General features: G+C 39.9%; 27 protein-coding genes. 5 read left to right on the top strand and 22 right to left on the bottom strand.

Annotated elements, in window-relative coordinates; translation table 11 throughout:
• The 11 genes from V7D18_RS14085 to V7D18_RS14035 form a co-directional block, all read right to left on the bottom strand.
• The coding region (locus V7D18_RS14085) for a hypothetical protein (protein WP_426154917.1) at nt 1-800 on the bottom strand (800 nt) is incomplete at its 3' end.
• A 190-nt stretch (nt 801-990) separates the two neighbouring features.
• On the bottom strand, nt 991-2,037 hold the full coding sequence (locus V7D18_RS14080; RefSeq protein WP_426154916.1) for an XdhC family protein: 1,047 nt from the start codon (nt 2,035-2,037) through the stop codon (nt 991-993).
• Nucleotides 2,038-2,048: 11 nt separating this feature from the next.
• Entirely contained in the window at nt 2,049-2,747 is a 699-nt protein-coding gene (locus tag V7D18_RS14075; protein ID WP_426154914.1) for a FadR/GntR family transcriptional regulator, read from the bottom strand.
• Between the two features lie 118 nt (nt 2,748-2,865).
• Nucleotides 2,866-3,609, bottom strand: a complete 744-nt coding sequence (locus V7D18_RS14070; RefSeq protein WP_426154912.1) for a class I SAM-dependent methyltransferase — start codon at nt 3,607-3,609, stop codon at nt 2,866-2,868.
• 24 nt (nt 3,610-3,633) lie between these two features.
• On the bottom strand, nt 3,634-5,220 hold the full coding sequence (locus tag V7D18_RS14065; protein ID WP_426154910.1) for an ABC transporter substrate-binding protein: 1,587 nt from the start codon (nt 5,218-5,220) through the stop codon (nt 3,634-3,636).
• Nucleotides 5,204-6,205 carry an ABC transporter ATP-binding protein gene (locus V7D18_RS14060; RefSeq protein WP_426154908.1) on the bottom strand — a complete coding sequence of 334 codons (1,002 nt, stop codon included), beginning with the start codon at nt 6,203-6,205 and terminating at the stop codon, nt 5,204-5,206. Before V7D18_RS14060 ends, V7D18_RS14065 begins: the two co-directional genes overlap by 17 nt.
• Entirely contained in the window at nt 6,198-6,986 is a 789-nt protein-coding gene (locus tag V7D18_RS14055) for an ABC transporter ATP-binding protein (RefSeq protein ID WP_426154906.1), read from the bottom strand. Before V7D18_RS14055 ends, V7D18_RS14060 begins: the two co-directional genes overlap by 8 nt.
• Before the next feature lie 26 nt (nt 6,987-7,012).
• Entirely contained in the window at nt 7,013-7,846 is an 834-nt protein-coding gene (gene nikC / locus V7D18_RS14050) for a nickel transporter permease (protein ID WP_426154904.1), read from the bottom strand.
• The gene (nikB, locus tag V7D18_RS14045; RefSeq protein ID WP_426154903.1) at nt 7,846-8,781 is read right to left on the bottom strand and encodes a nickel ABC transporter permease; all 936 of its coding nucleotides are present in this window, start codon (nt 8,779-8,781) and stop codon (nt 7,846-7,848) included. Before nikB ends, nikC begins: the two co-directional genes overlap by 1 nt.
• Before the next feature lie 41 nt (nt 8,782-8,822).
• Nucleotides 8,823-9,611 carry a class I SAM-dependent methyltransferase gene (locus V7D18_RS14040; protein WP_426154901.1) on the bottom strand — a complete coding sequence of 263 codons (789 nt, stop codon included), beginning with the start codon at nt 9,609-9,611 and terminating at the stop codon, nt 8,823-8,825.
• A 240-nt stretch (nt 9,612-9,851) separates the two neighbouring features.
• Nucleotides 9,852-10,055 carry a hypothetical protein gene (locus tag V7D18_RS14035; RefSeq protein ID WP_426154899.1) on the bottom strand — a complete coding sequence of 68 codons (204 nt, stop codon included), beginning with the start codon at nt 10,053-10,055 and terminating at the stop codon, nt 9,852-9,854.
• Nucleotides 10,056-10,499: 444 nt separating this feature from the next.
• Here V7D18_RS14035 and V7D18_RS14030 point away from each other — a divergent pair, with 444 nt between their 5' ends.
• Genes V7D18_RS14030 through V7D18_RS14020 form a run of 3 tightly spaced genes read left to right on the top strand, consistent with a single transcriptional unit; the run spans nt 10,500 to nt 12,765 of the window.
• Nucleotides 10,500-10,781, top strand: a complete 282-nt coding sequence (locus V7D18_RS14030; protein WP_426154897.1) for a hypothetical protein — start codon at nt 10,500-10,502, stop codon at nt 10,779-10,781.
• A 16-nt stretch (nt 10,782-10,797) separates the two neighbouring features.
• The gene (locus V7D18_RS14025) at nt 10,798-12,369 is read left to right on the top strand and encodes an ammonium transporter (protein ID WP_426154895.1); all 1,572 of its coding nucleotides are present in this window, start codon (nt 10,798-10,800) and stop codon (nt 12,367-12,369) included.
• A gap of 57 nt (nt 12,370-12,426) precedes the next feature.
• Entirely contained in the window at nt 12,427-12,765 is a 339-nt protein-coding gene (locus tag V7D18_RS14020) for a P-II family nitrogen regulator (RefSeq protein WP_426154893.1), read from the top strand.
• Nucleotides 12,766-12,812: 47 nt separating this feature from the next.
• Here V7D18_RS14020 and V7D18_RS14015 read toward each other — a convergent pair whose 3' ends face one another.
• The 10 genes from V7D18_RS14015 to V7D18_RS13970 all read right to left on the bottom strand — a co-directional run bounded on the left by V7D18_RS14015 (nt 12,813) and on the right by V7D18_RS13970 (nt 21,027).
• Nucleotides 12,813-14,783, bottom strand: a complete 1,971-nt coding sequence (locus V7D18_RS14015; RefSeq protein ID WP_426154892.1) for an ABC transporter permease — start codon at nt 14,781-14,783, stop codon at nt 12,813-12,815.
• Complete coding sequence (locus V7D18_RS14010) at nt 14,764-15,543, bottom strand: ABC transporter ATP-binding protein (RefSeq protein WP_426154891.1); 780 nt, start codon at nt 15,541-15,543, stop codon at nt 14,764-14,766. The genes V7D18_RS14015 and V7D18_RS14010 overlap by 20 nt, the downstream gene beginning before the upstream one ends.
• 36 nt (nt 15,544-15,579) lie before the next feature.
• Nucleotides 15,580-16,323 carry a Rossmann-like domain-containing protein gene (locus V7D18_RS14005; RefSeq protein ID WP_426154890.1) on the bottom strand — a complete coding sequence of 248 codons (744 nt, stop codon included), beginning with the start codon at nt 16,321-16,323 and terminating at the stop codon, nt 15,580-15,582.
• On the bottom strand, nt 16,320-17,051 hold the full coding sequence (locus V7D18_RS14000) for an ABC transporter ATP-binding protein (protein ID WP_426154889.1): 732 nt from the start codon (nt 17,049-17,051) through the stop codon (nt 16,320-16,322). The genes V7D18_RS14005 and V7D18_RS14000 overlap by 4 nt, the downstream gene beginning before the upstream one ends.
• Complete coding sequence (locus tag V7D18_RS13995) at nt 17,048-17,866, bottom strand: ABC transporter permease (RefSeq protein ID WP_426154888.1); 819 nt, start codon at nt 17,864-17,866, stop codon at nt 17,048-17,050. The genes V7D18_RS14000 and V7D18_RS13995 overlap by 4 nt, the downstream gene beginning before the upstream one ends.
• An 18-nt stretch (nt 17,867-17,884) precedes the next feature.
• Entirely contained in the window at nt 17,885-18,775 is an 891-nt protein-coding gene (gene modA / locus V7D18_RS13990; protein WP_426154887.1) for a molybdate ABC transporter substrate-binding protein, read from the bottom strand.
• 153 nt (nt 18,776-18,928) lie between these two features.
• On the bottom strand, nt 18,929-19,234 hold the full coding sequence (locus V7D18_RS13985) for a type II toxin-antitoxin system RelE/ParE family toxin (RefSeq protein WP_426154886.1): 306 nt from the start codon (nt 19,232-19,234) through the stop codon (nt 18,929-18,931).
• A complete protein-coding gene (locus V7D18_RS13980) occupies nt 19,224-19,490 on the bottom strand; it encodes a type II toxin-antitoxin system Phd/YefM family antitoxin (protein WP_426154885.1) in 267 nt (88 codons plus the stop codon). Before V7D18_RS13980 ends, V7D18_RS13985 begins: the two co-directional genes overlap by 11 nt.
• Nucleotides 19,491-19,635: 145 nt before the next feature.
• The gene (locus tag V7D18_RS13975; RefSeq protein ID WP_426154884.1) at nt 19,636-20,598 is read right to left on the bottom strand and encodes a GNAT family N-acetyltransferase; all 963 of its coding nucleotides are present in this window, start codon (nt 20,596-20,598) and stop codon (nt 19,636-19,638) included.
• A 120-nt stretch (nt 20,599-20,718) separates the two neighbouring features.
• Nucleotides 20,719-21,027 (bottom strand): TIGR04076 family protein, encoded by a 309-nt coding sequence (locus V7D18_RS13970; RefSeq protein ID WP_426154883.1) that lies wholly within the window; start codon nt 21,025-21,027, stop codon nt 20,719-20,721.
• Nucleotides 21,028-21,304: 277 nt separating this feature from the next.
• On the opposite strand from V7D18_RS13970, the gene V7D18_RS13965 reads away from it, so the two are divergent.
• Together V7D18_RS13965 and V7D18_RS13960 are read left to right on the top strand one after the other, a co-directional pair.
• Nucleotides 21,305-21,691: a hypothetical protein gene (locus V7D18_RS13965; protein WP_426154882.1), complete on the top strand. Its 387-nt coding sequence runs from the start codon at nt 21,305-21,307 to the stop codon at nt 21,689-21,691.
• 20 nt (nt 21,692-21,711) lie between these two features.
• Nucleotides 21,712-22,980, top strand: a complete 1,269-nt coding sequence (locus V7D18_RS13960; protein WP_426154881.1) for a DUF6765 family protein — start codon at nt 21,712-21,714, stop codon at nt 22,978-22,980.
• Between the two features lie 58 nt (nt 22,981-23,038).
• Here the strand turns inward: V7D18_RS13960 and V7D18_RS13955 are convergent, their stop codons facing one another.
• Nucleotides 23,039-23,875, bottom strand: coding sequence for an ABC transporter permease (locus V7D18_RS13955; protein ID WP_426154880.1), 837 nt, complete (start codon nt 23,873-23,875; stop codon nt 23,039-23,041).
• Nucleotide 23,876: the final 1 nt, after the last annotated feature.

Below are 23,876 nucleotides of genomic sequence, written 5' to 3'. Positions count from 1 at the left end.
ACTCCACATGGAGATCCATACTTCACAAGAGGATCCTGCACTCCACAGGGAGATCCATACTTCACAAGAGGATCCTGCACTCCACAGGGGGATCCATACTTCACAAGAGGATCCTGTACTCCGCAGGGGTAACCGTACTTCACATTAGCACCCTGCATTCCACGAGGATAGCCATACGGTATGTGAAGGTCCGGTTCCCCACAGAAGACTCCATACTTCACAATAGTATTCTGTGTTCCACAGGGATAGCCATACTTCACATTTGCATCCTGCATTCCACAGGGATAGCCATACTTCACATTTGCATCCTGCATTCCACAGGGATAACCATACTTTACATTCAGAGCTTGTCCCCCGTTAATACCTGAATTGTCACATACCATTCCATAAAGCAACGCTGTTGAATCAATATAATGATTCTCCTGATTTCCGTTATACTGCGCTGTATTTTCATGATAAGCAACAAATTTGCTGCCATTCGAATCCATTCCATTATAGTTTGTAATGCTCACATTTATGGAGACTTTCTCATTAATTTTGGTAAAATCACTATAATTCACAAGAACAAACGGTATAACAATATTGACTTCAGACTCTGTCTTTTCTAATGTCACACCAAATTTAAAGATCTGGTTTACCGGTCCTATCCCTGCGGTCAACGGTATTATATTAGTTCCTGTCAATACAATACCTTCCGGCAGATGTGCCAGCGCCCAGCCATAGTTAGTTGATCCTAACATAGATTTTAATGAGACAGAAAAATTTCTGCCGCAATAAGCAATTACTTTTTCATTTTCCATATAAATTATCTCCTTTCATGATATATAACATTTTAGAAATCAGTATGTTCATTTTTCTTTAAAATATTACCAAATATTTCAATTAATATTAGGAATATATGAATCTAAAACCAAATAGAAAACACAGGTGACAATATTACTATTACCATCACCTGTGTTCTGTCTTAACTTATTATATTATCCTGACAATTTAAACAACTTCTAACAATACGTCTATAACCCCCCCGCACACCATGCCTTCCTCTTCTGCATCCGCTCCGGTCATATCCACATGGCTAAGCAAAACCTTCTTGTCTTCACTATGCAGCATATGAATTGCTCTTTGTATAACCTCTGACTCCATACAGCCCCCGCCGATAGTTCCGATGCACCTTCCTTCTGGCGTTACCAGCATCTTAGTGCCCACATCCCGGGGAGCGGACCCCTTTCTGGCCACAATTGTTACCAGAACATTTCGCCCGTTTTTTTCTTCCGGATTCAGAATTGTTTGCAATATATCTTTCGAATATCCGCTCAAACGCATCTTTTTATTTTTCACTTCAATAATTTCCGCCATAATGGATACACCGATCTCAACCGGAGTTTCTGCATTGATGTTCAGACCAATCGGACTGTATACCTGATCAATAACCGCCTTATCACAGCCATTCATCAACGCGGCCTCCTTTACCTTTGCCACCCTTAACCGGCTTCCTATCATACCGATGTAGGCATGTTTTTTCCCGGCAATCAGTTCCAGACACGTCTGATCATAGCGGTGGCCTCTTGTCACAATAATAAAATACGTGTTGCTGCCGCCTTCCACCTGTCTGAGCCCCTGTTCAAATGGCTCACATATAACCTTTGATGCTCCGGCCCGCCGTGCATTGTCCGCAAATTGGGGGCGGTCTTCAAGCACAGTAACTTCACACCCCATCATCCGGCCAATCTGTATCACTGGAATCGATACATGACCTGCGCCGCAGATTACCAGATGAATCTCCTGTCCCAGCCAGTCGCAGAAAATACGGCTGCCATCAAGCGTAATCAGGCCTTTTCTGCATTGATTCTTATCGCCGGCGGCTTTCAGTACCTCGTAACCGTGTTCAGAAAAATAACCGGTTTCGTTCGTCTCACAGATAAGCATTTCGTCAGAAAACAAAGCTTTCTGACCAAATGCTTCTCCATCTAACACGGTAGCCACCATATTTCTGCTATTTGGATTGCAGTCTGCAATCGCTCTGTATAGTTCTAACATAATTTTTCTCCTTAGACCATCATTTTACTATACTTGTTCGTGTAATCCAAATGCTGCCGCATCGCTTTGCGCGCTGCCACAGAGCTGTGCATTTCAACAGCCAGATAGATGTCTTTGTGCTGTAATAAGAGCATTTTTTTCTTATCCTGATCTGCAATGATCAATCGTCTGGCATCTTTAATAAAATCGTCTACAAGAAGCGAAACGGTTCTGAGAATATTATATATTAATACATTCCCCGAGCACTCTGCAATCTTATAATGCAGCTCTTTATCGATCATTGCATTCAGTTCTTCATCCTTGCAGTTCTCAAACCGTTCCATAATTTCTTTTAATTCTGCTAACTGTTCCTCCGTTATTCTCTTAGCAGCCAGGCCGGCAGCCTCAACTTCCATGATCTTTCTCAGTTCCAGTATGTCTCCGGGATTGGTTCCTTCCAGCATATACATAATTGATAAAGGTTCGAACAAATTATCCTGAAAGCTTGATTTAATAAAATTTCCTTCACCCTGTCTGCACTCAATCAATCCAATGACTTCTAATGCACGAAGAGCTTCCCTGATCGATGCTCTGCTCACCTGTAATTCTTCAACTAAATCTCTCTCAGAAGGAAGCTTGTCTCCTTTTTTTAAAACTCCATTATCAATCATTTCTTTGATCTGATCCATTACCTGTTCATAAACCTTCGTGTTTTTGATTGGGCTGAACATCTTATCCTCCTGCTTCCTGTCATGTTTCATAATATTATACATTTAAAATCATATTAACTCATCACCATCAGCAGGTCAAGCATATGCATGAAATATCCATTTTCATTGAATCAGGCCATCATTTTTTTGCTGCTATGGTAAAGATTGGTGTGGGATTATAAAACTGATTTATTTCGCTGTAAATTCTTTCTCCAACCTGTTCGTCAAGCATGACATCCTTAAATCCTGCAGATTTCAGCAGCTGCACATCCCATGCAGGTCTTGGATTTGATACAGGGCGAAGCTCAGTCTTTAAATGTTCGTATGCATTCCATTGTTCCTGTGTTATTTTCGCATGTGCATGATTTTCCGGCAGTTTCTGCTGTTCATCCTCTCTGCTGTAATCCCCGTCAAAATTAATGAGCACGCCATCCTTCTTCAAAAGACGGTGCCATTTTTCATAAGCTTTTCTAAGATCCGGCAATGTCCACGCAACATTGCGGGTAACAATCGCATCAAAACTATTATCTGCAAACTCAGGCTTTTCCGCATCCATCACATAAAATGCAGCAGGTATCCCAAGAATTTTAGAAGTTTTTCTTGCTTCAAGAATCATTTTCTCAGTGAGATCAATTCCGGTCAGATCGTGGCCTTCCGCCGCAAGCAGGAAGCAAAAAAAGCCGGTTCCTGTTCCAATATCCAGTATTTTAAGACCTTTCCTGGCAGGAAGATACTTTTGAAGCTCCTCCAGCCACCGGCCGCGCATATCAGAATTCAGTTCCTGTATTTTCAGTTCGTTAAATATCTCCGCGCGTGAAGTCCAATAGTCTGTTACCTCTTCTTTTATTTTTTCATTGAAGCTTTTGACATTTACCTGAATCATAAGTAACTGTTCCTCCATTGCCTGCTAATGATTAATAGATGTATTTTCATCAACCCAGTAGAAATCTGCAGGGGTAGAATTAATTCCATCAACATGATTTTTCATAACAAAGTTCATAACTGGATAACAAAAATAAATCGCCGCAGCATCATTCAAAAGTATCTGCTCTGCCTGTTTTGTTAAATCTTTTCTCTGGTTTGGATCTGCAGTTACATGTACCTGATCCATAAGAGAATTAAACTCCTTACTGTCATATCCTGTTGCATTATATGTACCGCCTGCTTTGAAATAGGTATTGATCTGGTTCTCAGGATCTCCGCAGTTCATGATATTAATGCTCATACAAAGCAAATCATAATCACCTGTCTTCTGCATGTCCATAACAGTCTGTGTGTCATGCACTTTGGGAGTAACTTTAATTCCCACTGTGGCCATTGCTGCCTGAGCTGCCTCTACAACGATCTGCTGTTCCGGGCGTCCGGTATAATATACAAAGCGAAGATTGATTGGTTCCCCAGCCGGTGTTTCCCGGAAACCATCTCCGTCAGTGTCTGCATATCCTGCATCATCCAGTAATTTCTTTGCATTTTCAGGATTGTATGCGTTGGGATCCGTCAGTGTATCATATCCATAATCGGATGCGGAAGTTATGAGTGTCTTACCAGGCACATACTGATTTTTCAGCAAATTTTTGCAGTAAGATTCTTTATCCTGCATTTGAAGAATTGCTTCACGAAGCACCTTATCCCCCAGCTGTCCGTTCTGATTCATAAAACCGATGGTAGTACGCCCGCTGGGGTTAGTTTTAATCTTATAGTCACTGTTTTTTTCAAACGTACCAATATCATTCATGCTGACATTATATACCGCATCGAAGTCACCTGACTGAAGTCCCATACTGATTGTGGACTGATCCTCGGAATAAATAAACTCAATCCGATCCGTCTTCACTTCACCGTTCCAGTAATTTTTATTTTTAACTACCACACATTTCTTTGTCGCAGAATCAAAAGATTCACATACATACGGACCGGTTCCGATTGGACCGTTATCAGCAATTTTACTGTTATCAACAGATGTATCAATGATACAGAATAATGGATCAGCCAGCTTGTTCGGCAGGATTGGTTCCGGCTTTTCCGTGGTAATAACCAGTTTCTGACCGTCAGCTTCAATAGAAACAGGGGTAAAATACTCGATACCTCTTTCCCCGTTCTCAAAAACATTCTCCAGAGATTTTTTTACATCCTCTGCATCCAGTTTATTTCCATTAGAAAACGTCACATTATCTTTCATGGTAAAAGTCCATACCGTATTGTCATCATTGGAAGAATAACCATCTTCTGTAAGCCACCCGGATATGGAATAATCATCATTCATTTTTGTTAAAGTCTGACATATGCCGTAACGTACCGGATACCAGCCATTATAGGCCTGAATGGGATCCAATGTGCCGGCGGACTGACCGCTTCCGATCACCAGTGTCTTTTTACTGTCTGTTGTGTCACTGGATTTTCCTTCAGTCCCAACCGCACCGCACCCGGACAGCATACCGCAGCACATGGCTGCAATCATAAGGAATACTATCATTTTCTTAACTCTTATTTTCATAATTCCTCCCTGTAATAATAATGCAGTCATCATACCGATGACAGGCTACCAGGTGATAAGGTTCTATCTCTTTTAATTTTGGTTTTTCTGTTTCACAAACCTTTCTGCAATGACTGCATCGATTTCTGAAAGGACAGCCTGCCGGTACATTCAAAGGACTGGGTACTTCGCTTTCAATACTCACAATTTCCTTTGAAAAATCCATATTCACATCAAAGATGGAGTCCAGTAAAGTCTGTGTATATGGATGTCTGGCATTAACACTGACTTCGTTCCCATTGATTATCTCAACAATATTCCCCAGATACATGACTGCCACCTGATGTGCAAATTGCTGTACCAATGCCAGATCGTGACTGATAAAGCCTATGGAAACATGTTTTTTATTCTGAAGTTTTATAAGCAGTTCCACTATCGTTTTCTGTACAGAAACATCAAGTGCTGATGTTATTTCATCACATACAATCACTTCCGGTTCCAGTGCAAGGGCTCTGGCAATCCCTACACGCTGCCGCTGTCCACCGCTCATGTCATGTGGATAACGTTCAGCAAAGTTTTCCGGAAGTTCTACCATTTCAAGAAGCTCCCTGGCTTTTGAATCCATTTGTTTTCTATCAATTAAGCGAAAGTTAAAAAGCGGTTCACATATAATTTCTTTCACTTTCATCCTTGGATGAAATGCTTCCGATGGATCCTGGAATATCATCTGAATGTTTCTTCGGTTTAAGCGCAGCTCCTCACCTTTTAGTTCCAGCATATTTCTTCCATGAAAGAATAGTTCCCCGGAAGACGGTTTTTCAAGGCCTGCTGCCATCCGCATAAAAGTGCTTTTCCCACAGCCGCTCTCTCCAACGATTCCAAGCGTCTGGTTCTTGTAGAAGTTAAGGCTGACATCCTCACAGGCAGTCAGACGCCTGTTTCTGGAAAATTGAAATTTTTTTGTGACATGCTTTGCTTCAAGAATCAGATTCTCCTTCTCATACATGGTAACAGCCTCCTGCCGATGGCACTGCAGATAAAAGTTTTTTTGTATAGTCCGCCTTGGAATTATGCAAAATATGTTCCCGGTCACCGCTGTCTGTTACTTTCCCATCCTTCATGATCAGAATACGATCAGACATATATGCTGCCAGAGCCAGGTTATGTGTTATCATAATAATTCCAGTACCGTAATCTTCTCTCAGCTTCATCATCTGCCGCACAATCTGTGCCTGGGTGGTTACATCTAACGCACTGGTAGGTTCATCTGCAAGCAGCAGCTTCGGCCGGAAAAACATGGCGAATGCAATACCAACACGCTGTTTCATACCGCCTGAAAGCTGAAACGGATAGCTGTTCATAATATGCTCCCCGTCAGGCAGTCGCACACTCTTAAGCATCTGCACGCCTTTTTCCCATGCTTCTCTTTTGGTATAAATTCCATGTGCCCGGATATATTCAACAAACTGGGATCCGATTGTCCTTACCGGATTCATCATAGCTCCAGAATCCTGAAAGATCATTGAAATTTCTGTTCCACGGATCTTTCTCCACTCATTCACCGTATAGTTTAAAAGAGATTGTCCCTTAAAAAAGATATCTCCTTGTGTAACGGTTGCCTGCTCCGGCAGATTTCCCTGCACGGCCCGGATAACGGAAGTTTTCCCGCTTCCGCTTTCCCCAACCAGACAACAGATTTCTCCCTGCTTTATGTGCAGCGAGAAATTCTTAACTGCAGGCTTATCACTATTCTTATATGTAACCGTAATATTTTGTATTTCCAGCATTACTTCCTCCTGCCGCCAGACTGTCTTCACTCATTTCCCGTATCCAGAATATCTCTCAGACTATCTCCCATCAGATTAAAAATAACCACAACAGTAAAAATCGCCAGTCCCGGAAAAAACATCATCCATGGGGAATTCTGCAAATAGGCACGCCCCTCATTTAACATCAGTCCCCATTCAGGGGTTGGAGGCTGTGCTCCAAATCCAAGAAATGAAAGTGCAGCCAGTTCAAGCATCATAGTGCCGATATCTGTGGCTGCTGTAACAATCAGAATCGGCATTGTCATCTTAAGGATGTATTTTCTTAGTATATAACCGGTCCTCGAACCTGTGAGTACTGCAGCCGACACATAATCCTTATTCTTAATTCCCAAAACTAAGCTCCGGGCAAGACGTGCATACTTTGTCCAGCTGACAGCTACGATCGCAATAACCGCATTCATAAGACTGGATCCAAGAATTCCTGCAATTGCAATAGCCAGTACAAGTCCGGGAAATGAAATCATCATATCGGAAATTCTCATAATGAAGGAATCAGTCACCCCGCCGAAATAACCTGCGAGAATGCCAAGTGTGGAACCAACGGCAAGTGTTACAAATACCAATAGCATTGCCGATGCCAGGGAAGTCCGTGATCCATAAATAACACGGGAAAACAGATCCCGTCCCAGTTTATCCGTTCCAAACCAGTGATTTGCATCCGGTGGCTGTTCCACATTGGATATCACTGCTTCATACGGATCCTGTGTTGCAATAAAAGGAGCAAAAACAGCAGCTACAATAACTAACAGGGACAAAATAAAAAAGGCTGTGAACTGTTTATGTTGTTTGCAGAATGCAAGTACTTTCCCCACGGCCATCACCTCACCTTCGTCCTCGGATCTAAAATTCCGTATGATATATCAATAGCCAGATTGGTCACCATATAAATCAAAGCGGTCCAGAGAACATACCCCTGAATCAATGGATAATCTCTGGCTGCGACCGCTGACACAGCCAGACTGCCTAATCCCGGATAAGAAAAAATCACTTCCACAACCGCCGTTCCCCCAAGAAGCGATCCAAAGGATAAGCCAAGCAATGTTACTAAGGGAAGAAGCGCATTTGGAAAAACATGTGCCCAGTAAACTGTACTTTCCTTTATTCCTCTGGTCCTGGCACCTGTAACATAATCCTTATGTAATTCTTCCAATACAGCGGCACGAACCTGCCTTGTATATTTTGCTGCCATGGAAAACGCAAGTGTAACAGCCGGCAGAATCATTTTCTTAAATCCTGTGTCCGCGGATATGACAGGCAGAAGTTTTAACTTCAGCGCAACAATATAAATAAGCATAACCCCAAGCCAGAAGCCTGGCAAAGATACTCCAATAAACGAAAGAATGCGTATGATATAATCTGCTGCCTTATTATGATTCACTGCTGAAAGAACTCCAAAGGGAACAGATATCCCGAGCATAAGAATCATGGAAAATAATGTGAGTTTTAACGTCGGCCAAAGTCTCTGCAGCAGCACAGTAACAACTGGTTTATTCAGTGAATAAGAGGTTCCAAAATCACCATGCAGGCACCCAAAAAGCCATTTGAAATACTGCATCAGAAATGGGGCATTTAATCCCATCTTCTCCCGCATGGTATTTAGCACCTCTTCACTGGGAACGCTGCCGTTTGCGGCATACATCGCTTTAACAGGATCACCCGGCGCAAGATAGATAAGGCAGAATGTTAAAAAGCTGATTCCAAACAATACAATGATAATCTGCAGGATACGTCCGGCTGTTTTTTCCTTTGTCACTTTTCTCCATTCCTTTCCTTAATTTATTAAAATTTACTTTATCACAACTTTCTTGCACAGATCTCGAACAATGGTGACTCTCCATAAAGATCTTTCTCCCATTCTTCGTAAATATTTTCACCAATATCATCCTGTATCTGTACACCCATACCATATTTTTCAAGAATTTTCCTGTCCCATTCCGGACGCAAAGTACTTGTCAAAGGGGCAGCTGCAAAAAATTCCATATTTTCAACTGCCACAATCTCTCTCTGCCCATATCTGCGAAAATACCGTTCTTCCCTCTCTCTGACACATCTCAGCCTGTCTTCGTCAAAGAAATGGAGATGCCAGTTGGCATCATAGATCAGAAGCAGACCATTCCTCTTCAATATTCTCTTCCATTCACTGTAGACCTGTTCCGGATATTCCAGGGTCCATGTGACATTTCTGGTCACAATCACATCAAATTCCTCATTCTGAAATTCCATATGATTAAGATCCATTTTTCTAAATTCGGCTGATACACCCAGTTTTCTGGCATTGTCTCTGGCGCACGCAATCATTGCTTCTGAGTAATCAATTGCCGTTACCTGCTGTCCCTCCTCCGAAAGAATACATGTAAAAAAGCCTGGTCCTGTACCGGCATCTAAAATCTTTAATCCTTTTTTTCCTTCCAGGTGTTCCCCAATCTGCTTCTTCCAGGCATCTTTTCGAAATGACGACAGTTCTGAAACTATGTAACGGTTATAATCCTCCCCATCACCCCAGGGTTTTTGACTTTCATCTCTGTTCATTAATCCAGCTCCCAATTCTGTCTTTATGTTGTTTTGTATGACTATAATAAACACGAATAATAAGTATATTTGATCAACCAGTCAATATCGGTTTTCTTTTCATCAGGTCACATAGTTGAAATTATACTTTAATACCCAATGGCTCACAAGCCATGGGAGGGGATATATCTTCTGCTTTATATATGTATTTTTACACTTGCATTACGGTTTTACCGGACTGTAACGCATGAATATATATCTTCACTTCTTCTTGAAGTAAAAAAACCTGAGCCCCCAGCTCAAGTTTTTTTCTTCTTATAAAATATTGAAAATAACAGTCTTTTCTTTCATGGATATCTTTCCTACCTGATACCCATATTCAGCTAATTCTTTTTTGTATGTCAAAAAAGAGTGATCCAGCGGTATTCCTGCAATCGCACCAATTTCATCAAAAGTCAGTTTGAATGACGGACTGCCATTCTTCTGAACATATTCCCATAAAGCATTGTATTTACTCATTTTACTCCCCCCTCTCATTCCGGAATTTATACTTTCACAGTAATAAACTTATCACCTATTGTTCCGCAAAGCAACCCTCCTGCAGGCAAACATATCCAGATTCCTCAGGCAATGATATATCTTTGATAAAATAGCAAAGAATGTGAGGAAAAAAGTCACATTATGGAGAAAAAGGTATCCAAATTGCTGTTGCATTTTAAAAAGCAGTGTGATATATTCAAGTTATATTATTTATTTAATGGGCAAAGAAGTCAAAACACGCACGTTTTGACTTCTTTTTTATTTCACAGGAAAACCCTTAGAATTTTTTGTGATATAAAAAGCCTGGCATAGTTGACTTAATAATGCTTTTTAATTGAATAGTTAAAATTTTGAATAACTAACAATGGAGTTTAAGCTTTTTTACTTAGACTCTTTTTTTATTTAAATAAAAAGGAGGAATTTATGAAAAAACAAAACCAATCAACAATTTTAAAACAAAAAGCCTTGACTTTAACAATACTTTTTGGATCATCCTTATTCATTATTTTTCTGGGTATGTTCTTTTGTGCTTTTAGTTTTTTTAATAACATCAGCTTTAAAGTTTTAAATTCACAGATTCCCGGAGTGATATTTGGTTTATTAGTGATGTATCTGGGTATCCGGTATTATTTATCTGTAGGAAGGCTTAAGGAGGAGGTTTATAAAAGTACATCGGAGTTTTCCTGGAATAATCTGTTTAAATAAAAAGGAGGTAATTATTATGAAAAAAACAGGAACAATCATTGGTTTACTGGTTGTATTAGGGATAGCGGCAATTGCCTTGGCTTTGGCTTTTTCCTCACCAGGCAGTGCTGATCCAACAGGTGCTTCCTATGTAATACCTACCGGAACAGAGACGATTACAGATGTAGCTACAACAGCAAACAAAGCTTATTATGGTGCTAATTTTACCTGGATTATGATAACCGGCTTTATGGTATTCTTTTTCCAGTGCGGTTTTGCTATGGTTGAAACAGGATTCTGCCGTGGCAAAAATGCAGCTCATACCATGACGATGAACTTTATGGTATTTTTAGTTGGCGCTGTGGGATATTTTCTTGTAGGTTTTGCACTTCAGTTTGGCGGTTCCTGCGGTGCGGCAGGACTTGGAACAGGAGGGAAGGCACTTAATGCTATGCTGTCAATACCCGGGTTGGGCGGTATTTTAGGTTATAAGGGATTTTTATTATCTGGTGACGGGGTCTATGATCCTGGTATCTATGCATTATTTTTCTTCCAGATGGTGTTTATGGATACGACCGTTACGATTCCAACCGGTGCTGTTGCGGAAAGAGTAAAATACTCTGCGATTGTTATAACTTCATTTTTTATTTCCATGTTTCTCTACCCTCTGTTCGGAAACTGGGTATGGGGGGGCGGCTGGTTATCAACCCTTGGTAAAAATTTTGGTTTGGGTCACGGCGTAGTAGATTTTGCCGGTTCTGCAGTTGTTCACTCCATGGGTGGTATGCTGGCACTTGCAGGTGCAATTGTTATTGGACCAAGAATTGGTAAATTCAAAAAAGACGGAACTACAAGAGCATTTCCGGGGCACGATATCCCTATGGCCATTATTGGAACAATTATCCTATTCTTCTGCTGGTTTTCTTTTAATGCCGGTTCCACACTGAACTCTTCGGATTTCAGACTTTCTGTTGTTGCTACTAATACCATGATAGCCGGTGCAATCGGCGGTTTGGCAGCTATGTTTTATATGTGGATCAGATACGGAAAACCGGATCCTTCCATGACGGCAAACGGTGCACTGGCAGGTTTGGTTGCTATAACAGCACCTTGTGCGTTTGTTAACGCCGCTTCTTCTTTCGTTATTGGATTAATAGCAGGTATATTGGTTTGTTTGGCAGTATCCTTTGTGGAGAATAAATTAAAGCTTGATGATCCGGTAGGTGCCATTTCTGTTCACTGTGTAAATGGTCTTTGGGGAATACTTTCTTTAGGTTTATTTGCCGATGGATCCTACGGAGATGGCGTCAATGGTGTTGCAGGTGGAGTTACAGGTTTATTCTATGGTGATGCTTCCCAGTTTGCAGCCCAGTTTATTGCAGTAATCGTTCTTTTTGTATGGGGATTTGGTGTATCTTATGTATTCTTTAAAGTACTGGATAAAGTTTGGGGCTTAAGGGTATCACCCGAAGCAGAACTTGCCGGACTTGACATTCCAGAAATGGGCGTAGCCGCATATCCTGACCTTCAGTTAGTAAAATCAGAACTGGATTTTGACTCTGCTGATAACGCTGAAATTAAGCAGTTAGCCAGATTTAAAAAGGCTTAGGGTTGATATCTCACGATTATTAAACATTACGGCTATGTGCCGAAGGGAGGAAATTCTATGAAGAAATTGGAGATTATTATTAAACCCGAAAGGTTGGAGGATGTAAAGAAAATTATCAATGATAATAAGGCAAATGGTTTAATGATTTCAAATATTATGGGGTATGGTAACCAGAAGGGTTACAAAACAATATACAGAGGAACAGAAACAACGGTTAATCTGCTACCGAAAGTAAAAGTGGAAACTGTGGTAACTACAGAAGTTGCAGAAGTAATTGTCAATGAAGTAGTAACACAAATAAATACCGGTAATTTCGGTGACGGTAAGATTTTTATCTATGATGTGGACGATGTAATAAGAATCCGCACTGGTGAACGTGGTAAAGAAGCATTATGAAATAACTACTGCAAAAGAAGTAAACCATCAATTTTCATGGGGAAAGATCATTTTTTTCGGTCTTTCCCCTTTGCTTTTGGGCAGTGCCGCAAAGCAACCCTCCTGTAGGTAATAAAAGTGATAATAAAATAAAAAATGTATATCATCATAAATACAGTCACTGCCACACCTGTATACCTTAAAATAATATTAACGGCATATACCCGGTCTTTTAGAATACTATTTAAGATACCTGCAAGGGAAAATGTAACCAGAAGGGGCACAATAACGGGAGTAATAAAAAATAACAGCATTTCTTTCAAAGCCAGCAGATTAATCTGCTGCCAGGAAACGCCTACCTTATAGAGCATAATATACTTTTTATTATTTTTTTCTGCTGCTGCCATCTGCTGAAAAGCCAGCAGGGAGCCAACTAATATCAGGAAGATTATCCCCATATAAAGACAGCAAAACGAAATAATCGTATATCCCGTTAAAGAATTTGCGACTGTCCAGGTCTTTACCAATACTCCGATTTCAGTATGTTCTGATAAAAATCCCTTTGTAATATATGGCTCTAAATGATCGCTGATGACCGAGTATAATTCCTTCTTTATTTCCTTTGGCGCTGCCGGATACGTTGATACAATTAATCTTGATTTATGGGTTGGCAATCCATCAGCAAGCCAGTCAGGTACTACCATTGCATAGCCCTTATCACCTGCCATCCAGTATTGCTCAATTGTTTCTGTATGTAATGGAGTATCTGCCGGGAAAAGTCCTTGATCTGCAATCTTAACCGCAGGCTTTTCTTTCATTCCGGCCAGCATTTCTTTTTCATATCCTGGTTCACAGTGAACTGCATACTCCTTATCTCCAAGCTCCACCGGCTTCAAATCTAATTGTTTTCTTATATGGTTATAATCCGATATTGCAAGAATGGGCATATCAGGGATCTGTGCTGTTTCATAAAGTTTATAATCAACATAATCGGTAACAGGAACCTGCTTTTCAATATAGGTAAGCTCCTTTTCAAAATTATCTATATCTGCATCTATCTTTATAGCAATATCATAAGGCGCATAATCTTCAATATTTACCGTGTAGCTGGCTCCCATAAACAGTCCCCCGGCTATGACCGACATTGCAAGAGTCAGCAATACAGCAACAACAGCTAAAATTTTACCTGTTGAATTAATCCTTGAACTAAATTGCTTTAGTAAAAATAAATTTGTGCCTCTAAGCTTCCATTTTTCTGCCTTATTGAAAACGGATGTAATCATAATCGGAAAATACCGGTATATCAGTATTACACTGAACAGAATGCATATTGTGGCTGTTCCCAGATAAATCCAGGCACTTCGAGAACTGCATGTGAGCCCATACCACACAAGCCACATTCCAATTGGATACAAAATTAAAGCAATAAAAGACAGGACTCTCCGTTTTAAGTTATATCTGATAGATGCTCTTTCATTTTTTTGAGAATCATAAATTAAATCTATTATTTTCTTGTGATTGAGATTATAAATAATACGAATGGCTGAGATTAACTGTATTATCATGCCAAATACAACCGTATAAATAACCGGAAACCCGGACAGATTCACACCATACCGGTGTGACGTATGAAAAATTTTCATTACATATGCGGTCAAACCTCCGGCAAAAACTGCTCCCAAAGCAATTCCTATACTCATAGCCATAAGAAACAGCAACATGTTTTCGATGCAAAATAAACGGTTTATAATTTTTTGCTCCATTCCCATAACTTTATAGACTGCAAATTCTTTTTTTCTTTGATCAATCATGAAATCAGATGCATAACTAATCACAAACGCGATCATGGCAGAAGTAATAAAGGTCAATATTATAATATATTTCTTAAATACAGGCATGGTATCACTAAGGGATATAATATCCTTTGACGAAGCTAATGCAGTAAAGGAATACATCAATGTAATCGCAATCATAATTGTCAGAAAATATGAAAGATAATTTCCTATGCTCCGCTTCATATTACGTAAAGCCAGTTTCACATACATTACCCCTGCCCCTCATTTCCTCTTCTATTCCCATTATTTTCTTCCACTTCTCCTCTGCAGAAATACCTTTCATTCCCAAGTCTTTGTAAATTTTTCCATCCTTTAAAAAGATAACACGGTCTGCATAGGAAGAAATAACAATATCATGGGAAACAACCAAAACAGTTGTACCCAGATGTTTATTCATAAATTGAATTGTTTCCATCAGAATCCTCGCATTTGAGCTGTCCAAAGCTCCTGTTGGCTCATCCGCCAAAATAAGCTTCGGAGAATGAATAACAGCTCTTCCACAAGCACATCTCTGCTTTTCTCCGCCTGAAATTTCATAGGGATATTTTGTTAATATATGCTTTATATTTAATAGTTCCGCCATTTCACTTAATTTTTCTTTTATTTTATATACTGGCATATTATTTATAGCAAGTGCCATGGAAATGTTCTCTTCTACGGTTAATGTATCTAAAAGATTATAATCCTGAAAAATAAATCCCAGGTTCTCTCTTCTGAATTTTGCTTTTTCTTTTTCCTTAAGCTCTGCTAATTTTATCCCATCAATTATGGTCTTTCCATCTGTCGCTTCATCAATTGTAGAAATGCAGTTTAACAGTGTGGTCTTTCCTGAACCGGATGCCCCCATTATACTGATAAATTCGCCTTCCATAACAGAGAAACTAATATCCTGAATGGCTGACAAACTATTCTCACCAGATCCATACTTCTTTTTTAAGTGGCTTACATTTAAAATTTCTCTCATCTTAATTTTGTTCCCTTGCCCAGTATTTGTACTTCATTAAGCGGAACAAGGGCATAACCGGTTCAACCCCAGCAGCTTCGCCGCTCCGGCAACCGTTATCCCAAAAAATATAACTTCTTTTCCAATATCAAAATACTGAACAATCGTTCCATTGCACAACGTACTGCCTGTGCACAAAACAACATCTGCCCAGTCAAGCACCACTTCCTTATAATCATCGATTCCATGTTCCACTTCAATCCCATACCGGACCTGTCCCACATTTTTCGGATTTAAATCAAGGACGCGAACTGTGAAATCTTTGGATAATGCTTCCAGAATGGAAGGCTGATATCCGATAAGGGCAATTTTTCTATCTCTATAGTCTCTTTTAACAATCTCAAGAATTTCCCGGGCACAATTTTCCGGTTCCTCCGTACGGCAGTGAACCGTGTGTTCCACTAGTCCCAGTTTTGCCATGACTGCATTCATTGTTGCAATGAAAAGGCCGCGGCTATGGAGATCATTGTCTAAATCCAGTGTAAGAATATCCCTGAGTGTGCCTTTAAACTCCGAAGGTGCATCAGTAAATGCCTGTCCTCTGGACCCCTGATATTCTGCCTGCAGCATCACTTCCTGACCGGTCAGAATTGGAAAATCCTTTCTCCGGGTATTACCGATTGCTTCTTCCGGCGTCAGACTTTTTGACACAATATGTACCTCATCCATTGCAAGCCCGTTATCTTCAACCAGTTCCCTAAACTTATTCTTTAACAAATCCATTAACTCGTTCTGGTTCATACGCAATCTCCTTTCATGATACCAAAAAACTGATTTAATTCATCATTTTGATAATAATCAAACAGCTCATCACTGTTTCGCACCGCTTTTAAACACCCCTTGTCCATGATTCCGATCCTGTGGGCAAGCTTCTGTGCCTCTGTAAAATCATGAGTCACAAATAAAATCGCGCAGTCAAATTGTTCATTGATTTTTAAAAGCTCTTTATACATGGCTGCCTTGGTTACTGGATCCAAAGCGGAAAACGGTTCATCAAGCAGAAGTACACCGGGATTTAATACCAAGGATCTTGCTAAAGCAGTACGCTGCTTTTCTCCTCCGCTTAATGTGTCCGGATACTGTTCCAGTATGTGGGATATGGACATAATCTCAGCCATGTGTCCCACCTTCTCTGCAATTTCCTTTTTTGACTTCTTCTGCATTTTTAAGCCATAGGATATATTCTTTCTGACTGTCATATGGGGAAAGAGGCCGTAATCCTGATAAACAAAACCTATTTTTCGTTCTGTCAGCGGGATATCCAGCACGTTCTTCCCTTCCAGAAAAACACCGCCTTCCATGCTCCGGTAAAACCCCGCTATAGACTCCAGAAGCAGAGTCTTTCCTGCTCCGGTTTTTCCGAGTATGGCAAATATTTCTTTTGGGTGAATATCAAAGGATATGTTTTTTAACTGAAAATCACCCATTTTCAGAAAAAGTCTTTTTACTTCAATCGCTGACCCCATCATTCATTCACATCCTTTATGCGAGTATGCTGTTTGGAAATCCCTCCAAGCAATGTAGTAACAGCCAGGGACATTGCTGAAATCATCAGTAAAATGATGGCACAGGCCATTGCCATGCCATTCTCTCCGGTAGATATATTTAAATAAATGCTGGCCGGCAATGTCTCTGTTTTCATTCGTGTCACACCCACAAGCATCAGCGTTGCTCCGAATTCTCCAAGTGCGCGGGACCAGACAAGCACGATCATCGTAACAATTGATGGAATGCACAGCGGAAGAAGTATTGTATAGAACCGTTCCCAGCGGGAAGCCCCAAGTGTACCGGCAATAAATTCAAGCCTGTTATCGATCTGTGACATGGCATTTTTCATTAGTCTTACTGCAAAAGGCAGATTTACGGTCAGCTGGGCTATAATGATCCCTTTTCTGTCAAACACAACCTTAAATCCCAGATTCTTTAAAGCCTTCCCAACGTCTGAGGAAAATACCACCAGAAGGCACAGTCCCAGTACCAGATAGGGAAGGGCTAAAGGCATCTCTATAATAATCTGAGATGCTTTTTTAAACGGCATGGCTGTTCTGGTAAGCCCATATGCGCATGGAATGGCGAGAAGCACACAAATACTGGTGGAAATGCTTGCCGTATAAATGCTCAAACCAACAGAAAACCGAACTTCCCTGGACCGGAGAGCTTCCTTCAGATAAGGGAACCCTCCGATTATAATGGAAAGGAGCGCAAATAAAATAAACAGCACAATGCCTGCGGTTATCATAATCGATAAAATATCAAAGATATTGTAGGAATGTCTGTCTTTCAATGTTTCTCCTTAAGGTATTTACTTTTTAATCACTTCATAGCCAAATTTTTCCCAGATTGTGCGGGAGGTATCAGAATCCAGAAAATCAAGAAAAGCAGTAAGTGCTTCTGTATCATCACAATACGAAAGAGAAGCGGCTGGAACGGTCTTAATGTATTTTTGCATTTCTTCCGAATCCACGATTTCCACAGACGAATCCGTCACATTTTCTTTCCAGACAATTATGGCATCACATTCGTCTACGGTAAGAGCATTAAAGATTTCCGGTGCTGTGGTTGTTCTCGCTATTACATTCACTTTGTCAAGCACTCCGGCATCTGTAAGGGCTTTATCTGAAATTTTACCAATTGGTGTTGATTTTGTATCACCCAAGACAAGACGCACATCTTTATTTGCCAGGTCTGCAAGCTTTGTAATCTTTAAGGGATTTCCGCTCTTTACTGCAAGGACAGGTATATGTTTCACTAAATCTTTGCTGGCTGAAACCACATCACTCACCGGCTTCAGTTCATCTGCGGAACCTGCAATAAATAAATCGCCCTCTTTTGCAGTATTGATCTGCGTCTGTATCTGACCTGCATTCGCAAAGGTGATCTCCATTTCACATCCGGTCTGCTCTTTAAATGTATCGGCAATCTTCTGAAATGGTTTTGTCATTCCTGCACCGCAGTACACCGAGAGCGTATGACCACTTAAATCCGTTTTTCCCGCCTCTGTTGCAGCCTGTGCTGTCGTCTCTGCTGCCTTTGTTGTCGTTTCCGGTTCTAATTTCTGTTCTGTCTTCGTTTCCTTGACAGTTTCTGTCTGCTTTGCTGATTCAGGCACCGAACTGCTGACGTTCTTACCGCATCCGATTAAACTGAGAGAAATTAGCATTGCCCACACTGCTACCGTACATGTTTTTTTCATATCTTCTTCTCCTTTGGTAAAATTTGTAAAACTCCGCTATTTATTCCCTTAGTGTAATCCCTTACTTATTGGCTGTCAACAGAAGAGACCCTTTTGTTTAAAAAAAACGGCGGTGTTCGTCCGTTTTTCACCAAAAGGGCCTGCAAAGTTATTTTAATAAAATAATTTTGTATATTCTGTTTTTGTGTCTGCAATATGATAAATATAGACTGATGTTTCAATTTTCTTATAAATTACCACATGCTTTTCACATATTACCATTCGGAATTCTTTCTCATTGAGCCATGGGTCCGGTGTCAAAGATCCAGAATCAGGGAAGTCCTCTAAACGTTCAATGGCATCTAAAATATGGTCACTTACTTTCAATGCCGTTTCTATATTAAACTGCACTGTATAATAGTCTTCAATTTTCTTTAAATCTTCCCAGGCAGTGGGAAGAATTTCCACCCTATTCTTCATTTAAACGCTCTCGTAATGCTTTCCTGGCATCGGAAATACTCATTGTTTTGGCTCCACTAAGACGTTCCTCTTCTGCTTGCAGCACTCTGGACCGAAGTTCCAAAATCTGCTCCCGTTTTTCAAATGCGTCTATACTCATCAGCACCATATCGCCCTCACCATTTTTAGTTATATAAATAGGCTCTTTTGTATCCTTTGCCAAATTGGAAATCGATGTATAATCATTTCTCAAAGCCGCTGATGCCTTAATAATCATATCCTGCACTTCCTTTCATATCATTATTACGATATTATTATACATCTTTTTTTATATGAAGTAAACAAAAAATATTACATTTACATACACAAAACGCTGGAAAGGCATCTGTCATTTCTGACAGATGCCTGCGTAAAATTATTATTTAACTATTCGTATCTTTATTGATTGTTCTGCGAACCGATGAAATCATTGGTGTAAAGTACTTTCTCCAAAACCTGTTAGCAAACGGATTTGCAGTTTCAAAATCAACATGAATCCAATCGATTAAGTTACTCCGGCAATACCCGGCTACCGCGTTCAACAAATGCACGCCCACCTGTTTTCCCCTGTATTCAGGTTTTATATATGCACCAAGTTCATCGATTAAACCACAGTTCTTTACAGATAAATTTTCCAAATCATTTTTTTCGGCTATGTTAATGTTCATAAAACCGATGATCTTATCTCCGTCGCATGCAATAAATATATTATCACGTTTAATCAATTCACAAAGGTTTTCGTCAGAAACTGTTTCCCGCTTTAAGAACAATGGTTCCATATTGTAATACAAAACAGATTCACTAACAAGTGATTGCATATCCTGTAAATCATCCAACGCAGCAAGGCGTATTTGATACGGACAGCTCTGTAAAGAATCAAATGAGTTTAATCGGGAATACGAATCAGCAAGATACGATCCAAAGCCCATATCATATAAAAATGACTTTAATCTTGTATCCTGATCGAAAAACATCCACAAATGATTGAATATATTATTCTCAACCCATTTTTTTGATACATGTTTATACAGTGCAAGATATATTTGCTCTTTGTACCTTTCCGCCGCCGCATGGGATGTTATATTACACAGTGCAGATTTTTCGTTGTGAAAATCAAACATAAAGTAACCCATAAATCCCACGATCTGGTTTCCATCTCTTGCAATGACAGCGGTATGGTTTTGAATCTGTTTTTCAAGTAAACTTTCGATTTCCGCAGTATTTGCAATCCAGTATTGTGGAAATTCTTCTCTATTGCAATATAACTGATATTGCTTTACCCAAAGCTCAACTGCCTGGTCAATATCCTCTTTTTTCATATCGTTGATATGTAGTTCTGGATACATATTAAATCCCCTCTTTCTCTTATAAGAGGGCTATTGTAAAAGTGCCCTCCAAAATAATATTTCTGCCATGATTAACTCCTCCTCTCTTCATTATTTATTATATCGCTTAAGCGTTATAACCTAAGAAATTGCTTCCAATTTAAATACAACAGGCCTTATTCCATCTGTACAACAAAGAATTTGTACGCCATCCTGATTATTCCAAGGATAATATGTAGCTCCAGCTGAAAGAGCATTTACACCGCGGTATATGTCAATCCAGGCCCATGGACACAATCCCTTCGGCATCTCTGCGCCGCCTTCATAAAGGAATTCATCTCCCACCTTCATAAGTGGACATGGCCCCACTTCTCTTCCTTCCGTTAAATAACTGTCAGCAAGATCTGCATAAAATTCTTTTCGAATAACTATTATTTTTACTTTTTTCATCCTGTCCCCCGCAATGTTCTTTCGTGTATTAAGTATCATATTACTGCATATTTCTCCATGTAACAATATTTAATTTCTAATTATTATTTTCTATAATAATTCATTTAATCTTGTTTACGCAATGCATTTTTAAGTTTTATTAAAAATATATATAAGTATGTACATAATTACCAGCCTTAAGTGCATACAAAATTTCTCGCAGGAGGTTTCAAATGAGCTCTGGATAATCAAAACAGCAAAAAATAATAGTAGTCAAGCCAAAGGAAGGGAGATTCATATGGCAAAAACGTCAACATTCAATCTTGAAGAAATGAAACCAGGTTACTTTCTGGCCTGGACAGTTACCACGCAATGTATGTATACATACAACATTACGTTACAAGCCGGAAATACTGTGATATTTAGCGCAAACAAATCAAATTACAGTTCTACTTTCCAGTTGATTTCTCAATCTACCTGGGATTACTGTGACGGAAATCTTGTATTAACTGTTACCTGCTATGATGCAGCTCAGGAACTGAGATCAAGTACATCAAGCGGTTCAATCACTGATACAAGTGCAAAGACTGTCGGCTATGTATATTCCATCTGCATTGAAGATGCCGGAGACGCTGATTACAATGATGTATATATAAACATTGTCGGCTGGAGGAAAAAAGGGTAATCCGGAAGGAGGTTCATGAAATGAATATAAGTTTTCATTATTTTGCTGTAAAAACACTGGCTCGCAAAGCAGGATTTGATGAGGATTCCGCTCAGCAAATCGCTGTATTCTCACAATTTATCGATGATTACAATGCTTACTTATACCGACGATATTCAAACGTACCCGATTGGGCAAAGCAGGCGCCCTATGATATGTATATTTCATCCTGGACAACACCATTTAACTTCAATCCTGTAACAACCGGCTTCTGGGACTGGATGGATCTTGCAACACTTGTTATACCGCGCTCGCAAAAATTTACCGTTTCCCCATTTCATTTTATTCCTTCCACCCACCAGTCCATGACGGAAAATGACAATCGAACCTTTCCTGCAACCTTAAATGATGGGACAATTATTTCAGATCATCTTAATTTTGCAAAAAGTGAATTCATGAATGCAGCTACCGAAACAGACAGAATGAATGCTTTAATGCTGATTGGTTCACGTTTACATACATTTGCTGACACATATGCGCATCAGTTATTCTCCGGATACAATGAAAAATGTAACAATGTGACGCTTGTCCAGGTAATCAATAATATGACAGGCGAAGATGAAACCAATAAATATAATACTTTGGTATATGGTTTTTTGCAGAAAATGCAAGATATACTAAAGGGGCACCAGCCTGCAATCGGTCATATGATGATTGAACATATTCCCGATTATCCCTGGATCTCATTTACCATGAACTATCCTTTGCCAGACGGCGGGACAGGCACACATACACGCAGCAATACATCCGAATTCGTCCGGGCAAGCAAAGAAATTATGGATTATTTTAGATCCTGCTTAAACCAGCCCCCTATCTCAGGAAATGATTGGGAGCAGTTTATAGATAAGCTGGTTTTAGGATTCTTCTTTGATGAAACTCTATACTCTGATGAAGGAGTTCTGATTTGTGAATTAATAAAACATTGGAGCAGTATTTTCGGTCAGGACGGCTATCTTTATTCTTATGACCGTCACGCACTATTTGATGGTATTATAGGCGGATATTCTTCAAGGAGCTCCTCGAACGCATCATTGGAAATGAATAAAAGTATAAATTCCATATTCCCAGCTATGAGTGATGCCTTCTATTTTTATAATGCTTATGCTGATCATTTATTGATAGAGCTTTATGGTTCACAGCCACGGTCCGCATGGTTTAATGTCGTAGAAGAAGATTCGGCTGCTCATATGTCTCCGATTGAAGTTCCAGATGATACGGTTGGTGTATCAATGGGCAAACCATTATTATAATGATGTATCACATTTAACTATGCAAACACCTCCGCTGTCATTGGGGTGTTTGCATAGTCTACCCCCAAAGCGCATTCGCATCGGTAGCGCTTCGATTCATGCGGGAAAAATCGGTTTTAACAAAGGATATGGTAGACAGCAGCAAAAATACCAGTCCAATGAACAGAATAACCGCAAACGTCATAAACGGAGTAATTGCAAAACCATTAATTTCAACTACCAGACCTTCTTTAATCAGTTCAGGTACTGGGAGATCTGCTTTTTCCAGTACTATCATTCTAAAAAATGCGGTGGCATAGGTCATTGGATTAAGGTAAGCAGCAAATCTCAGCGAATCCGGCAGCATGGACAATGGTATATATGCGCCGGAAAGAAATGTGAGGGGCATTGTCACTGCGGTTTTCACAATCTGGAACGTTTGGCCGTTACGTACCTTTGTTGCTAAAAACAGCCCGACTCCGGAAAATACAATGCCGATAAAAACCATTGATACCAGCACAAAGAAAGGAGTACTCCACTTCGTAAACTTAATACCTATAAAAAAACCAATTACCAATATCAAAATACCCTGTAAGGTAGATACCGTAGCCGCAGACAATAATTGTCCCAATGCAACATGAATTCTTTTCGCCGGGGAAACCAGTACCTCTTTCATAAACCCGCTGACCATATCATCAACTGTGGCAGAGGCAAGATTGAGCGCACTTTCAAACACAGTGGTAATGATAACACCCGAAAGCATGTAAGCGATGGGATTTTCAATAAAATCACTTTTAAATATGGCACCGAACACATAAACAAAGAAAAAAGGGAATATCAGTGAAAATATGAGTCCGGTTTTATTTCGTACAAAAGCCTTCAGCCCTCTTTTCCATAAGGCGAATACTGTATTCATA

Origin of the sequence: Lacrimispora sp. 38-1, assembly GCF_049890855.1 — a bacterium.
Lineage (GTDB): Bacteria > Bacillota > Clostridia > Lachnospirales > Lachnospiraceae > Lacrimispora.
Note: the sequence above shows the minus strand (reverse complement) of the source record. Positions and strands in the feature narration are given on the sequence as shown.

Excerpts from the sequence above, each read along its gene's own strand:
- V7D18_RS14080 (WP_426154916.1), bottom strand. The coding sequence starts at position 2,037 with ATGTTAGAACTATACAGAGCGATTGCAGACTGCAATCCAAATAGCAGA.
- V7D18_RS14075 (WP_426154914.1), bottom strand. The coding sequence starts at position 2,747 with ATGTTCAGCCCAATCAAAAACACGAAGGTTTATGAACAGGTAATGGAT.
- V7D18_RS14070 (WP_426154912.1), bottom strand. The coding sequence starts at position 3,609 with ATGATTCAGGTAAATGTCAAAAGCTTCAATGAAAAAATAAAAGAAGAG.
- V7D18_RS14065 (WP_426154910.1), bottom strand. The coding sequence starts at position 5,220 with ATGAAAATAAGAGTTAAGAAAATGATAGTATTCCTTATGATTGCAGCC.
- V7D18_RS14060 (WP_426154908.1), bottom strand. The coding sequence starts at position 6,205 with ATGTATGAGAAGGAGAATCTGATTCTTGAAGCAAAGCATGTCACAAAA.
- V7D18_RS14055 (WP_426154906.1), bottom strand. The coding sequence starts at position 6,986 with ATGCTGGAAATACAAAATATTACGGTTACATATAAGAATAGTGATAAG.
- nikC (WP_426154904.1), bottom strand. The coding sequence starts at position 7,846 with ATGGCCGTGGGGAAAGTACTTGCATTCTGCAAACAACATAAACAGTTC.
- V7D18_RS14035 (WP_426154899.1), bottom strand. The coding sequence starts at position 10,055 with ATGAGTAAATACAATGCTTTATGGGAATATGTTCAGAAGAATGGCAGT.
- V7D18_RS14030 (WP_426154897.1), top strand. The coding sequence starts at position 10,500 with ATGAAAAAACAAAACCAATCAACAATTTTAAAACAAAAAGCCTTGACT.
- V7D18_RS14025 (WP_426154895.1), top strand. The coding sequence starts at position 10,798 with ATGAAAAAAACAGGAACAATCATTGGTTTACTGGTTGTATTAGGGATA.
- V7D18_RS14020 (WP_426154893.1), top strand. The coding sequence starts at position 12,427 with ATGAAGAAATTGGAGATTATTATTAAACCCGAAAGGTTGGAGGATGTA.
- V7D18_RS14010 (WP_426154891.1), bottom strand. The coding sequence starts at position 15,543 with ATGAGAGAAATTTTAAATGTAAGCCACTTAAAAAAGAAGTATGGATCT.
- V7D18_RS14005 (WP_426154890.1), bottom strand. The coding sequence starts at position 16,323 with ATGAACCAGAACGAGTTAATGGATTTGTTAAAGAATAAGTTTAGGGAA.
- V7D18_RS14000 (WP_426154889.1), bottom strand. The coding sequence starts at position 17,051 with ATGATGGGGTCAGCGATTGAAGTAAAAAGACTTTTTCTGAAAATGGGT.
- modA (WP_426154887.1), bottom strand. The coding sequence starts at position 18,775 with ATGAAAAAAACATGTACGGTAGCAGTGTGGGCAATGCTAATTTCTCTC.
- V7D18_RS13985 (WP_426154886.1), bottom strand. The coding sequence starts at position 19,234 with ATGAAGAATAGGGTGGAAATTCTTCCCACTGCCTGGGAAGATTTAAAG.
- V7D18_RS13980 (WP_426154885.1), bottom strand. The coding sequence starts at position 19,490 with ATGATTATTAAGGCATCAGCGGCTTTGAGAAATGATTATACATCGATT.
- V7D18_RS13975 (WP_426154884.1), bottom strand. The coding sequence starts at position 20,598 with ATGTATCCAGAACTACATATCAACGATATGAAAAAAGAGGATATTGAC.
- V7D18_RS13970 (WP_426154883.1), bottom strand. The coding sequence starts at position 21,027 with ATGAAAAAAGTAAAAATAATAGTTATTCGAAAAGAATTTTATGCAGAT.
- V7D18_RS13965 (WP_426154882.1), top strand. The coding sequence starts at position 21,305 with ATGGCAAAAACGTCAACATTCAATCTTGAAGAAATGAAACCAGGTTAC.
- V7D18_RS13960 (WP_426154881.1), top strand. The coding sequence starts at position 21,712 with ATGAATATAAGTTTTCATTATTTTGCTGTAAAAACACTGGCTCGCAAA.
- V7D18_RS13955 (WP_426154880.1), bottom strand. The coding sequence starts at position 23,875 with ATGAATACAGTATTCGCCTTATGGAAAAGAGGGCTGAAGGCTTTTGTA.